Source organism: Sphaerotilus uruguayifluvii, assembly GCF_013294065.1.
GTDB classification, from domain to species: domain Bacteria; phylum Pseudomonadota; class Gammaproteobacteria; order Burkholderiales; family Burkholderiaceae_C; genus Sphaerotilus; species Sphaerotilus uruguayifluvii.
In genome coordinates this window covers 227831-239500 of the sequence record NZ_JABSNM010000007.1, presented here as the reverse complement: position 1 = coordinate 239500, position 11670 = coordinate 227831, and the positions used below count along the sequence as shown (strand labels likewise).

Sequence of the window (11670 nt, the reverse complement as noted above, 5' to 3'; positions counted from 1 at the left end):
TCTCCGCAAACCGCTCTCGGCTGATGTCACTCGCGTAGGCTTTTCTCGTCGGCATCCCCGCATTTTCAGGGCAGTCGGGATCGTGAACACGCTCTCAGACATGTCCCAATGCAGCGACCACCGGCAGCCGCACCGTGCGCCGCGCCACCAGCGCGGAGGCCAGCGCCACCAGCACCGTCACCAGCCCGAGCGTGGCCAGCATCAGCCCGGCGTCCAGCGTGATCAGCAGCGGGTAGCCGGTCGAGCGCCCGGGCGGCGGCGGCATCATCACCGGGAAGACCTGCAGTGCCACCGACACGGCCACCGTGATCGCCGCGCCGATCGCGCCGCCGGCGGCGCCCAGCAGCAGCCCTTCGAGCGCCAGCGTTTGCAGCAGCTGGCCCGGTCGCGTGCCCAGCGCGCGCAGCGTGCCGATCTCGCGGGTGCGCTCGATCACCGACATCGCCATCGCGTTGGCGACCACCACGACGACGATCACGCCGATGATCAGCCCGAGCGCGCCGAAGATGCGGTTGTAGAGTTCGCGCACGCTGCGGTAGAAGGGCGCCTGCTCCTCCCAGGTGCGCAGCGTCAGGTCGGGGAAGGCCGCGCCGAGCCGCTCGCGCGCCGGCAGCGTCGCCTCCATGCGATCCAGGAACACGCCCAGGCTCGACACCCGGTCCGTCACCAGCAGCCGCTGCGCGGTGGCGACGTCGGTGTAGACGAGGCGCTGATCGATCTCGGGCACGCCGGTGGAGACGACGCCGGCCACCGTGACGTCGAGCGCGTTCATCGCGCCCTCGGTCGTGCCGGCCAGGAGCGTCAGCGACGCGCCCGGCTGCGCCTTCAGGTTGCGCGCCAGCCCGGCGCCGAGCATCACCGCGCCGCGCTCGGCGCCGGCCAGCTCGCGCCCGGCCTCCACCGTCAGGAAGGGGCCCTTGACCGCGAACTCGGCGTCCGGCTCGATGCCCACGCCCATCATGATCACCGACTTGTCGCCGTTGCTGATCAGCCCGCCGAACTCGACGCGCGGCAGCACCTGGCGCACCGCCGGGTCGGCCAGCAGCCGCCGGCGCAGCGCGTCGGCATCCGTCAGGCCGTGCTGCAGCGGCGTGTCCTCGAAGCCGTCGAACTGCGCCGCGCGCGCCAGCACCAGGTGGCCGGTGGTGCGCGCCGAGGCCTCGGCCAGGCCCTGGTAGGTCGAGAGCGCGAAGCCGCCGGCGAGCAGGATCGCTGCGGTGCCGAGTGCGGCGATCGCCGCCGTGACCAGCGAGCGGCGCCGGTTGCGCCGCGTGTTGAGCCAGGCGAAGCGCGCCCAGGCGAGCAGGGGGGTGAGGGGGTTCATGCGGGCATCTCCGTGTCGGCGGTGGCGATCACGCCGTCGCGCAGCGCGATGACGCGGTCGCAGCGGCGCGTCAGCCGCTCGTCGTGCGTGGCGATCAGGAAGGCGGCGCCGTCGCGGTGGCCGAGCTCGCGCATCAGGTCGAGCATCTGCGTGGCGGTGGTCGAGTCCAGGCTTGCGGTCGGCTCGTCGGCGATGACCAGACCCGGGCGCTTGATCAGCGCGCGGGCGATGGCGACGCGCTGGCGCTGGCCGCCCGAGAGCGCGTCGGGGCGGTGGTTGGCATGCTCGCGCAGGCCCACCGCGTCGAGCGCCGCGGCGACGCGCGCGCGCCGCTCGGCCGCCGGAACGCCGGCCAGGAACAGCGGGTAGTCGACGTTGTCGGCCACCGTCATCACCGGCACCAGGTTGAAGCCCTGGAAGATGAAGCCGATGGCGTCGCGGCGCAGCGCGGTCGCGGCGGCCTCGTCGCCGGCATCGACCGCCCGGCCGCGCAGCCGCACCGTGCCGGCGTCGGCGCCGTCGATCAGGCCGGCGATGTTCAGGATCGTGCTCTTGCCGCTGCCCGACGGGCCGGTCAGCGCCACCAGCTCGCCCGGCCGCACCGCCAGGTCGACGCCGCGCAGCGCCGGCACCGTGTGCGCGCCGAGCCGGTAGGTCTTGTGCACGCCCTGCAGTTCGATCACCGGCGGGGTCTTCAGGGCGTTCATGCGGCCTCCTTCGCGGCCAGGCGCTGCACCGCCGCGCGGAAGGCCGCCGGCGTCGCCGCCAGCGCCGGGTCGCGCTGAACCTGCTCGAGCAGGCGCCGGCCGCGCTCGCCGCGGTGGAACATCGCCGGCAGCGCCAGGAAGGTGCCGGCCGCGGTCAGCCGCGTTTCCAGCGACACCGGCACGCCGCGGCGCAGCTCGGCGTCGTGCGCCGGCGTCAGCCGGGCCAGCGCCCGGTCGATCATCGCCAGGCCGTCCTCGGCATGGCCCAGCTTCTTCCACGGCATCCAGGTCGCGCGGGCCTGCATCGCGGTGGCCGCGCCGGCATAGGCCAGCAGCAGCGGATCGTCCGGCTGCGCCTGCATCAGCGCGGTGAACTGCGCCAGCGCCGGTGCGATGGCGGTGTCGTCGCCGTCGCGGGCGCGGCCGAAGGTGGCGGCGGCCTGGGCGAAGTCCGCGGCCGAGGCTGCGGCGGTGGCCGCGACCGGCGCGCTGGCCGGTGCCCCGTCGGCCGACCAGACCGGTGCGGCGATGGCGACGAGCACGCCGAGCTTGACGGCGGCCAGGAGCAGGAACAGGGGGCGGCGGGTCATGGGACTCTCCCGAAAGCGATGACGATGGCGTCATGGTTGGCTTTCCGGCGCCGCCGCGCAGCCGCGATGCGACGAACGGTGATCCTCTGGCGCGAAACGCCGTCATGCGGCCGGGAACGGCGCGGTGTTAGGCTGGAACGCCATGGACACGACGTCTTTCCGCCCCCGCTGGCTGAGCGGCCTGCTCGTGCTGGCGACGATCGCGCTCGGCCTGGCCTCGCGCCGCTGGCCCGGGCTCTTTCCGGCCGTGCTGGAGAAATACCCCGGCGACGCGCTGTGGGCGCAGATGGTCTACTGGCTCGCGGCGATCGTGCTGCCGGGTGCGTCGGTGCGGCGGCTGGCTGCCGCGGCGCTGGCCGTCGCCTGGGGCGTGGAGTTCAGCCAGCTCTGGCACCCGCCGTGGCTGGACGCGATCCGCGCGACGACGCCGGGCCACCTGGTGCTCGGCTCGGCCTTCGGCGTCGCGGACCTGCTGGCCTACGCGATCGGGATCGCGCTGGTCGCCGGGCTGGACGCGCTGGTGCATGCGGCGAGGCGGCGGTGGCGCGGCCTACACTCGGCGCCATGAGCCCTCCTGCGTGTCCGGGCCGTTTCCCGTCGGGGCTGATCATGACGCTGGGGCTGATCGCCGGCGCGGCCTGCGCCGCCCCCGCGCCGGGTGCATCGCTGTGCGAGCGCGGCCAGCGCCAGTCGCCGATCGACATCAGCGCCCCTCAGCGCCGCGCGCTGCCGCCGCTGCAGGCGAACTACCGGCCCGCTCCGCTGCGTGCCGTCAACGACGGCCACACGGTGCGCCTGCGCTTCAGCGGCGCCGGCGGGCTCGACGAGGGGCACGAGCGGCTGGCGCTGCAGCAGATCCATTTCCACACCCCCGGCGGCGATCGCCTCGCCGGCGAGGAATTCCCGATGGCGCTGCACCTGCTGCACCGCAGCCGCGCCGGCCAGCTGGTGCCGGTGGTGGTGCTGTACCGGCTCGGCGCCGAGAGCGCCGCGCTGGCCGGGCTGCTCGATCACCTGCCCGGGCAGCCGGGCCAGGAGCAGGTGAGCCCGGAGGTGCCGGTCGACGCGGCCCGGCTGCTACACCTATGACGGCTCGGTGACCGACACGCCGTGCACCGAGGGCGTGCGCTGGATCGTGCTGAAGACGCCGATGACGCTGTCGGCGCCGCAGCTGGCGCGGCTGCAGCGCCTGTTCCCGCCCAACGCCCGGCCGGTGCAGCCGCTCAACGGGCGCGTCGTCGGCGAGAGTCCGTGAGGGCACGCCGCCCGCCGGCCGGTTGACTGCGGTCAACGCCGTCGCATACCTGATGGGGCATCGTGCGCGTCTCAGCGATTCCGAAGCGAAGACCGATCATGATGTTCCCCCTGTGCCGCGTGGGCGGCGCCGTGCTGGTGCTGCTGGCGACCACCGCCCCGTCGTGGGCGGCGCCCCGTGCGTCCGCCGAGGCCGGCGTGCCGGTGCCGGTGACCGACGAGATGCGTGGCGCCGGCATCGTCTCCAGCGGCGTGGCGCTGCCGCCGATCCCGCCCGTGACCGGCAGCCGCCAGAAGCCGGTGGCGTCGTGGGGCAAGCCGCTGCCGTACCCGATCCTGATCGCCGACCGGCGCAACAACCGCCTGATCGAGATCGCGCCCGACAAGCGCATCGTCTGGGAGCTGCCTTCGCCCGACCTGACCTACTACCGCGGCAACGAGGACGTCAACTTCTCGTCCGACGGCAAGCGGCTCGCCGTCAGCGAGGAGGACAACTACGACCTGCACATCGTCGACTACGAGACCCGCACCGTCACCTGGACCTGGGGCATCCCGAACACCCGCGGCAAGACCGGCCGGCTGCTGAACTACCCCGACGACTCGCACCTGCTGGAGGACGGCCAGTTCCTCGCCGCCGACATCCGCAACTGCCGCGTGCTGATCGTCGACCCGAAGACCGACCGGATCACGACGCAGTGGGGCACGACCGGCCAGTGCAGGCACCAGCCGCCCAGGCAGCTCGCCTGGCCCAACGGCGCCACGCCGATGGACAACGGCGACATCCTGGTCAGCGAGATCAGCGGCGCGTGGATCTCGCGCATCACGCGCGCCGGCAAGCTGCTCTGGAGCGTGCCGGCGCCGCATGTGCGCTACCCGTCGGACGCCTTCCCGACCGACGACGGCAAGCAGGTCATCGTCGCCGACTTCAGCAAGCCCGGTCGCGTCGTCATCTTCGACCCGGCCACCGGCAAGCCGACCTGGGAGTACTTCGAGACCGAGGGCGAGGGCATGCTCGACCACCCGTCGATCGCGCGCGAGCTGCCTGACACGCACGACGTGCTGATCGTCGACGACCTGCACGACCGCGTCATCGTCGTCGACCGGCAGACCAGGAAGATCATCTGGCAGTACGGCCAGACGGGCGTCAAGGACCACAAGCCCGGGTTCCTGAACTACCCGGACGGCGTCGACATCGACGTGTTCCGCGACTGGCGGCCGAGCGCCGCGGCGGGGGCGCGCAAGGCGCCGTGAGGGCGCCTTCGCGGACAGCGTTCAGGCCATCTTCACCGCGGTGCCGCTGACGGCGACCATCATCATGCCGTTGGCCTCGCCGAGCACCTCGTAGTCGAAGTCGATGCCGACGATGCCGTCGGCGCCGAGTTCCTTCGCGGCGGCGGTCATGTCCTCGACCGCCGCGTCGCGCGCGCCGGCCAGCGCGCGCTCGTAGCCCCCGGCGCGCCCGCCGACGACGTCGCGCACCGACGAGAACAGGTCGCGGAAGATGTTGGCGCCGATGATCGCCTCGCCGTGCACGACGCCGAGGAAGCGCTCGACGCGCGCGCCGCCTTCGCCGTTCGGGACCACCGTGGCGAGGAAGAAGCCGTCATCCTGCTTCGAGAACCAGCCCATGCGCAGTACTCCTTCGTTCAGCTTCGTTCAGAAGTAGGTTTCAGCGGCGCCGGCTGCCGCCGCCCAGCAGCGAGCCGAGCACGCCGCGCACGATCTCGCGTCCGACCGACGAGCCGATCTGGCGCACCGCGGTCCTGGCCACGACCTGCACCAGCCCGTCGCGCTGGCCGCCGCGCGGGCCGGTCGAGCCGAACAGCAGCGAGCCCAGCGCTCCGCCGAGCAGGCCGCCGCCGCTGTCCTCGCCGTCCTTGCCGCCGCCGTCCGGGCCGGCCGCGGCACCGCTGCGTGCGGCCTCGGCCGGCGCCGCCGCGCGGCCCGTCAGCCGCTCGTAGGCCGACTCGCGGTCGACCGCCTTCTCGTAGACGCCGGCCACCAGTGACTGCTCGCGCAGCTGCTGGCGCTGGTCGGCGCCGATCGGGCCGATCTGGCTGGCCGGCGGCAGGATCCAGACGCGCTCGGTCACGCTCGGGCGGCCCTTGGCGTCGAGCAGGCTCACCAGCGCCTCGCCGACGCCCAGCTCGGTGATCGCCGCGGCGATGTCGAGCTTCGGGTTCGGCCGCATCGTCTCGGCCGCGGACTTCACCGCCTTCTGGTCGCGCGGCGTGAAGGCGCGCAGCGCATGCTGCACCCGGTTGCCGAGCTGGCCCAGCACCGTGTCGGGAATGTCCAGCGGGTTCTGCGTGACGAAGAAGACGCCCACGCCCTTGGAGCGCACCAGCCGCACCACCAGCTCGATGCGCTCGACCAGCGCCGCCGGCGCGTCCTTGAACAGCAGGTGCGCCTCGTCGAAGAAGAACACCAGCTTCGGCCTGTCCGGGTCGCCGACCTCGGGCAGCGTCTCGAACAGCTCCGACAGCATCCACAGCAGGAAGGTGGCGTACAGACGCGGCGCGTTCATCAGCCGGTCGGCGGCCAGGATGTTGACGACGCCCCGGCCGTCGACCGTCTGCATGAAGTCCGCGATCGACAGCATCGGCTCGCCGAAGAAGCGGTCGCCGCCCTGCGATTCGATCTGCATCAGGCCGCGCTGGATCGCGCCGACCGAGGCGGCGCTGATGTTGCCGTAGCCGGTCTGGAACTCGCTGGCGTTGTCGCCGACATGCTGCAGCATCGCGCGCAGGTCCTTCAGGTCGAGCAGCAGCAGGCCCTGGTCGTCGGCGATGCGGAACACCAGCTGCAGCACGCCCTCCTGCGTCTCGTTCAGGCCCAGCATGCGTGCCAGCAGCAGCGGGCCGAGGTCGGACACCGTCGCACGCACCGGGTGGCCCTGCTCGCCGAACACGTCCCACAGCGTGGCCGGGCACGCGCCCCAGGTCGGCATCTCCAGTCCGCGCTCGGCCAGCACCTGCGCGAGCTTCGGGGTCGGCCGGCCGGCCTGCGTGATGCCGGTCAGGTCGCCCTTGATGTCGGCCAGGAAGACCGGCACGCCGATCGCCGAGAAGCCCTCGGCGAGCTTCTGCAGCGTGATCGACTTGCCGGTGCCGGTGGCGCCGGTGATCAGGCCGTGGCGGTTGGCCAGGGCAGGGAGCACGGAGCATTCGATCTCGCCGTGGCGGGCGAGCACGATCGGGTCGGCCATGCGTGGTCTCCGGTGGACAGGGCGGCAAAAAGTAGAATGGCAGTCTATCGAACTCAGCTGAACAGCAGTTACAGGAGCACGCATCCATGGCCGGTCATTCCAAGTGGGCGAACATCCAGCACCGCAAGGGTCGTCAGGACGAGAAGCGCGGCAAGGTCTGGACCCGCATCACCCGCGAGATCATCGTCGCGGCCCGCGAGGGCGGCGGCGACATCGCGATGAATCCGCGCCTGCGCCTGGCCATCGAGAAGGCCAAGGCGGCCAACATGCCGGCCGACAACATCAAGCGCAACGTCGACAAGGCCACCGGCAACCTCGACGGCGTGACCTACGAAGAGATCCGCTACGAGGGCTACGGCATCGGCGGCGCGGCGATCATCGTCGACACGATGACCGACAACCGCGTGCGCACCGTGGCCGAGGTCCGCCACGCCTTCAGCAAGTACGGCGGCAACCTGGGCACCGAAGGCTCGGTGGCCTTCCAGTTCAAGCACTGCGGCCAGATCGTCTTCGCGCCGGGCACCAGCGAGGACAAGGTGATGGAGGTGGCGCTGGAGGCCGGCGCCGACGACGTGGTCGTCGGCGACGACGGCTCGATCGAGGTGCTGACCGCGCCGGCCGACTTCGAGGCGGTGCGCGACGCGCTGACGGCCGCCGGCCTGAGCGCCGAGATCGCCGAGGTCACGATGCGTGCCGACAACCCCATCGAGCTGGCCGGCGACGAGGCCGCACGCATGCAGAAGCTGCTCGACATGATCGAGGACCTGGACGATGTCCAGGAGGTCTATCACAACGCGGTGATGGGCGAATGAGGCCGCGTCCCGGTCGGGCTCGCGGCGCGAGCCCGACCGGGACGGTAGGATGTGAGCCGCGAACATGCGGGGGACCGGACCCGGGGCAGCTGCCTCGAGGCGGTCCGGTATCAAGTTGTTGGACGTGATGTGACAGAGATGAAAGTTCTCGTGATTGGCGGCGGCGGCCGCGAGCATGCCCTGGCCTGGAAGCTGGCCCAGTCCCCCCGGGTCAGCAAGGTCTATGTGGCGCCGGGCAACGGCGGCACCGCCATCGATCAGCGCATCGTCAACGTGCCGATCGGCAACGACGTGGCGGCGCTGGCCGACTTCGCCGAGGCCGAGAAGATCGGCCTGACGGTGGTCGGCCCCGAGGCGACGCTGGCGCTGGGCGTGGTCGACACCTTCCGCGCGCGCGGCCTGCGCATCTTCGGCCCGTCCAGGGCGGCCGCGCAGCTCGAGAGCTCCAAGGCCTTCGCCAAGGACTTCATGAAGCGGCACAGGATCCCGACCGCCGCCTACGAGACCTTCAGCGACGCCGCGCAGGCCCACGCCTACGTGGATCGCCTGGGCGCGCCGATCGTCGTCAAGGCCGACGGCCTGGCCGCAGGCAAGGGCGTGGTCGTGGCGATGACGCTGGAGGAGGCCCATCAGGCGGTCGACTGGATGCTGCTCGACAACAGGCTGGGCGTGCAGCACAACGACGCCGGCGCCCGGGTGGTCATCGAGGAGTTCCTGCAGGGCGAGGAGGCCAGCTTCATCGTCATGGTCGACGGCCGCAACATCCTCGCGCTGGCCACCAGCCAGGACCACAAGCGCCTGCAGGACGCCGACCAGGGCCCGAACACCGGCGGCATGGGCGCCTACTCGCCCGCCCCGGTGGTCACGCCCAACATCCACGCCAGGGTGATCCAGGAGATCATCCGCCCGACGGTCGACGGCATGCGCCGCGACGGCGTGCCCTTCACCGGCTTCCTGTACGCCGGCCTGATGATCGACGCGGCCGGCGGCGTGAAGACGCTGGAGTTCAACACCCGCATGGGCGACCCGGAGACGCAGCCGATCATGATGCGCCTGAAGAGCGACCTGCTCGAGGTGCTGCTGCACGCCACCGACGGCACGCTCGATCAGGTCACGCTGGACTGGGACCGCCGCGTCGCGCTGGGCGTGGTGATGGCCGCCGGCGGCTATCCGCTCGACCCGAAGAAGGGCGACACGCTGCGCGGCCTGCCGGCCGAGACCGAGGACTGCAAGGTCTTCCACGCCGGCACCGCCACCGGCCCGAACGGCACGGTCGTCACCAGCGGCGGGCGCGTGCTGTGCGTGACCGCGCTGGGCGACTCGGTGCGCACCGCGCAGCAGCGCGCCTACCTCGGCGTGCAGTCGATCCAGTTCGACGGCATGCAGTACCGCAACGACATCGGCTACCGCGCCATCAAGCGCGGCGGAGCGGCCTGAGATGGCGGCGCCCGACGAGCGGCCGCTGTCGAACGAGGAGGTGCGCGGCTACCTCCTGGGCCTGCAGCAGTCCATCTGCGACGCGGTGGGCGCCGAGGACGGCACGCCCTTCCTGACGGATGCCTGGGAGCGTCCGGCCGGCGGGCGGCTCGAGGGCGCCGGCATCACCCGGCTGATCGAGGGCGGCGCGCTGCTCGAGCGCGGCGGCTGCGCCTTCTCGCAGGTGCGCGGGCCGGCGCTGCCGCCTTCGGCCACGCAGCACCGGCCGGAGCTGGCCGGCGCGCCCTTCGAGGCGATGGGCGTGTCGCTGGTCTTCCATCCGCGCAACCCCTACGTGCCGACGGTGCACATGAACGTGCGCATGCTCTCGGCCACGCCCGTCGAGGGCCCGGCGGCCGGGCAGACGGTGCGCTGGTTCGGCGGAGGCATGGACCTCACGCCCTACTACGGCTTCGAGGAGGACGCGGTGCATTTCCACCGCGCCTGCCGTAATGCGCTCGATCCGCACGACCCGGCGCTGTACCCGCGCTTCAAGGCCTGGTGCGACGAGTACTTCTTCCTGAAGCACCGCGACGAGCCGCGCGGCATCGGCGGCATCTTCTTCGACGACTTCTCGGCGCTGGGCGCGCAGGGCAGCTTCGCGATGCTGAAGGACGTGGGCGACGCGCTGCTCAAGGGCTGGCTGCCGATCGCGCAGCGCCGCCGGGCCACCCCGTACGGCGAGCGCGAGCGCGACTTCCAGGCCTACCGGCGCGGCCGCTATGTCGAGTTCAACCTGGTGTGGGACCGCGGCACGCTGTTCGGCCTGCAGTCGGGCGGGCGCACCGAGTCGATCCTGATGTCGATGCCGCCGAACGTGACCTGGCGCTACCGCTGGGCGCCGGAGCCCGGCACGCCCGAGGCGCGCCTGGCCACCGACTTCCTGCGGCCGCGCGACTGGCTCGGCGAGGCCGGGGCGGCCGCCGGCACCGATGGCCGCTGAGGCACCACGGACCGGGCGGCGCGCGCGCCGCATCGGCCTGTTCGGCGGCAGCTTCGATCCGGTCCACCAGGCCCACCGCCAGCTCGCCGAGACCGCGCTGCAGCAGCTCGGTCTGGACGAGCTGCGCTGGATTCCGGTCGGTCAAGCGTGGCAGAAAAGCCGACAGCTGGCCCCGGCCGCACATCGCGCCGCGATGGTCGGCCTCGCGATCGGCGACAATCCCGCCTTCGTGCTCGAGCGCTGCGAGATCGAGCGCGACGGTCCGAGCTACACGCTCGACACCGTCGCGGAGCTGCAGCGGCGCGACGGGCAGCGGCATCCGGGCGAGCCGGCCGACTGGTTCCTGATCATCGGGCAGGACCAGCTGGCCAACTTCGCCACCTGGCACGGCTGGCGCGATCTGCTCGAGCGGGTCGCCCTGGCGGTGGCCGGCCGGGCCGGCGACGCGGTGCAGGTGCCCGCCGAGCTGGCCGGTGCCGGCGCACGGATCGTGCCGCTGGCGATGATGCCGATGACGGTGTCGTCGACCGAACTGAGGACGCGGCTCGCCGAAGGCGAGCCGGCGTCGAGCCTGGCGCCCCGGATGGTGGCGCCGGCGGTGGCAGGCTATATTGAACGCCACGGCCTGTACCATCCCCACCCCCCGCACACGGAACAAGAACGGATCTAATGGACATCCGCAAGCTGCAACGCGCCATCGTCGATGGCCTCGAGGGCGTCAAGGCCCAGGACATCGTGGTCTTCAACACCGAGCATCTCTCGCCGCTCTTCGAGCGGGTGGTGATCGCCTCGGGCACGAGCAACCGCCAGACCAAGGCCCTGGCCGCCAGCGTGCGCGACCAGGTCAAGAGCGCCGGAGGCGAGATCCTGAGCATGGAGGGCGAGGACAACGGCGAGTGGATCATCGTCGACTGCGGCTCGGCCGTCGCCCACATCATGCAGCCGGCCATCCGCCAGTACTACCACCTCGAGGAGATCTGGGGTGGCAAGGCGGTGCGCATGAAGCTCTCGAGCCAGCGCAAGGGCCTGGCCAAGGCCTCGGAAGGCCCGGCCGACGAGGAGGAGGGCGAGGGCGAACAGGCCGGCGTCGATGTGCCGGCACGCAAGGTCCCGGCGCGCAAGCGCGGCTCCTCCGCCGCCGAGGCGGTGGCCAAGCCGGAACGCCCGGCCGCCAAGCGCGCTCCGCGTGCGGCCGCCGCCGAGGGCGCGCCGGCTGCCCGCAAGAGCGCGCCGCGCAAGACGGCCGCCCGCAAGGCCGCGCCGAAGGTCCAGACCGTCGTCATCAACGCGCCCGAGCGCAAGGCCGCCGCGCCCGCTGCCCGCAAGCGCGCGGCGCCCAAGCGCGGCTGACGCCCG

At 72.3% G+C, this 11670-nt stretch carries 14 protein-coding genes; 9 read left to right on the top strand and 5 right to left on the bottom strand.

Annotation, left to right across the window (positions count from 1 at the left end; translation table 11 throughout):
* Positions 1 to 94: 94 nt before the first annotated feature.
* From HNQ01_RS10200 to HNQ01_RS10190, 3 genes are read right to left on the bottom strand one after another with little or no spacing between them, the layout of a single operon-like run.
* Positions 95 to 1324, bottom strand: coding sequence for an ABC transporter permease (locus HNQ01_RS10200; RefSeq protein ID WP_173805264.1), 1230 nt, complete (start codon positions 1322 to 1324; stop codon positions 95 to 97).
* Positions 1321 to 2031: an ABC transporter ATP-binding protein gene (locus HNQ01_RS10195; RefSeq protein WP_217427483.1), complete on the bottom strand. Its 711-nt coding sequence runs from the start codon at positions 2029 to 2031 to the stop codon at positions 1321 to 1323. The genes HNQ01_RS10200 and HNQ01_RS10195 overlap by 4 nt, the downstream gene beginning before the upstream one ends.
* A complete protein-coding gene (locus tag HNQ01_RS10190; protein WP_173805263.1) occupies positions 2028 to 2621 on the bottom strand; it encodes a hypothetical protein in 594 nt (197 codons plus the stop codon). The genes HNQ01_RS10195 and HNQ01_RS10190 overlap by 4 nt, the downstream gene beginning before the upstream one ends.
* Positions 2622 to 2763: 142 nt before the next feature.
* On the opposite strand from HNQ01_RS10190, the gene HNQ01_RS10185 reads away from it, so the two are divergent.
* The 4 genes from HNQ01_RS10185 (at position 2764) to HNQ01_RS10170 (ending at position 5126) form a co-directional block, all read left to right on the top strand.
* Positions 2764 to 3189 (top strand): ribosomal maturation YjgA family protein, encoded by a 426-nt coding sequence (locus HNQ01_RS10185; RefSeq protein WP_173805262.1) that lies wholly within the window; start codon positions 2764 to 2766, stop codon positions 3187 to 3189.
* Complete coding sequence (locus tag HNQ01_RS10180; protein ID WP_173805261.1) at positions 3186 to 3710, top strand: carbonic anhydrase family protein; 525 nt, start codon at positions 3186 to 3188, stop codon at positions 3708 to 3710. The genes HNQ01_RS10185 and HNQ01_RS10180 overlap by 4 nt, the downstream gene beginning before the upstream one ends.
* 7 nt (positions 3711 to 3717) lie before the next feature.
* The gene (locus HNQ01_RS10175) at positions 3718 to 3876 is read left to right on the top strand and encodes a carbonic anhydrase family protein (protein WP_173805260.1); all 159 of its coding nucleotides are present in this window, start codon (positions 3718 to 3720) and stop codon (positions 3874 to 3876) included.
* Positions 3877 to 3974: 98 nt separating this feature from the next.
* Positions 3975 to 5126 (top strand): outer membrane protein assembly factor BamB family protein, encoded by a 1152-nt coding sequence (locus tag HNQ01_RS10170; protein WP_173805259.1) that lies wholly within the window; start codon positions 3975 to 3977, stop codon positions 5124 to 5126.
* A 21-nt stretch (positions 5127 to 5147) separates the two neighbouring features.
* Here the strand turns inward: HNQ01_RS10170 and HNQ01_RS10165 are convergent, their stop codons facing one another.
* Entirely contained in the window at positions 5148 to 5504 is a 357-nt protein-coding gene (locus HNQ01_RS10165) for a heavy metal-binding domain-containing protein (RefSeq protein ID WP_173805258.1), read from the bottom strand.
* A 40-nt stretch (positions 5505 to 5544) separates the two neighbouring features.
* Entirely contained in the window at positions 5545 to 7083 is a 1539-nt protein-coding gene (locus HNQ01_RS10160; protein WP_173805257.1) for a helicase HerA-like domain-containing protein, read from the bottom strand.
* Between the two features lie 86 nt (positions 7084 to 7169).
* Between HNQ01_RS10160 and HNQ01_RS10155 the strand changes: the two genes are divergently transcribed.
* The 5 genes from HNQ01_RS10155 to rsfS all read left to right on the top strand — a co-directional run bounded on the left by HNQ01_RS10155 (position 7170) and on the right by rsfS (position 11664).
* Positions 7170 to 7895 carry a YebC/PmpR family DNA-binding transcriptional regulator gene (locus tag HNQ01_RS10155; RefSeq protein ID WP_173805256.1) on the top strand — a complete coding sequence of 242 codons (726 nt, stop codon included), beginning with the start codon at positions 7170 to 7172 and terminating at the stop codon, positions 7893 to 7895.
* Positions 7896 to 8033: 138 nt separating this feature from the next.
* On the top strand, positions 8034 to 9332 hold the full coding sequence (gene purD / locus HNQ01_RS10150) for a phosphoribosylamine--glycine ligase (RefSeq protein ID WP_173805255.1): 1299 nt from the start codon (positions 8034 to 8036) through the stop codon (positions 9330 to 9332).
* Position 9333: 1 nt separating this feature from the next.
* Positions 9334 to 10314, top strand: coding sequence for an oxygen-dependent coproporphyrinogen oxidase (gene hemF / locus HNQ01_RS10145; protein WP_173805254.1), 981 nt, complete (start codon positions 9334 to 9336; stop codon positions 10312 to 10314).
* Positions 10304 to 10984, top strand: coding sequence for a nicotinate (nicotinamide) nucleotide adenylyltransferase (gene nadD / locus HNQ01_RS10140; RefSeq protein WP_173805253.1), 681 nt, complete (start codon positions 10304 to 10306; stop codon positions 10982 to 10984). Before hemF ends, nadD begins: the two co-directional genes overlap by 11 nt.
* Positions 10984 to 11664 (top strand): ribosome silencing factor, encoded by a 681-nt coding sequence (rsfS, locus tag HNQ01_RS10135; RefSeq protein WP_173805252.1) that lies wholly within the window; start codon positions 10984 to 10986, stop codon positions 11662 to 11664. Before nadD ends, rsfS begins: the two co-directional genes overlap by 1 nt.
* Positions 11665 to 11670: the final 6 nt, after the last annotated feature.

Coding starts and splice junctions, on each gene's coding strand:
- HNQ01_RS10200 (WP_173805264.1), bottom strand. CDS start 1,324: ATGAACCCCCTCACCCCCCTGCTCGCCTGGGCGCGCTTCGCCTGGCTC.
- HNQ01_RS10195 (WP_217427483.1), bottom strand. CDS start 2,031: ATGAACGCCCTGAAGACCCCGCCGGTGATCGAACTGCAGGGCGTGCAC.
- HNQ01_RS10190 (WP_173805263.1), bottom strand. CDS start 2,621: ATGACCCGCCGCCCCCTGTTCCTGCTCCTGGCCGCCGTCAAGCTCGGC.
- HNQ01_RS10185 (WP_173805262.1), top strand. CDS start 2,764: ATGGACACGACGTCTTTCCGCCCCCGCTGGCTGAGCGGCCTGCTCGTG.
- HNQ01_RS10180 (WP_173805261.1), top strand. CDS start 3,186: ATGAGCCCTCCTGCGTGTCCGGGCCGTTTCCCGTCGGGGCTGATCATG.
- HNQ01_RS10170 (WP_173805259.1), top strand. CDS start 3,975: ATGATGTTCCCCCTGTGCCGCGTGGGCGGCGCCGTGCTGGTGCTGCTG.
- HNQ01_RS10165 (WP_173805258.1), bottom strand. CDS start 5,504: ATGGGCTGGTTCTCGAAGCAGGATGACGGCTTCTTCCTCGCCACGGTG.
- HNQ01_RS10160 (WP_173805257.1), bottom strand. CDS start 7,083: ATGGCCGACCCGATCGTGCTCGCCCGCCACGGCGAGATCGAATGCTCC.
- HNQ01_RS10155 (WP_173805256.1), top strand. CDS start 7,170: ATGGCCGGTCATTCCAAGTGGGCGAACATCCAGCACCGCAAGGGTCGT.
- purD (WP_173805255.1), top strand. CDS start 8,034: ATGAAAGTTCTCGTGATTGGCGGCGGCGGCCGCGAGCATGCCCTGGCC.
- hemF (WP_173805254.1), top strand. CDS start 9,334: ATGGCGGCGCCCGACGAGCGGCCGCTGTCGAACGAGGAGGTGCGCGGC.
- nadD (WP_173805253.1), top strand. CDS start 10,304: ATGGCCGCTGAGGCACCACGGACCGGGCGGCGCGCGCGCCGCATCGGC.
- rsfS (WP_173805252.1), top strand. CDS start 10,984: ATGGACATCCGCAAGCTGCAACGCGCCATCGTCGATGGCCTCGAGGGC.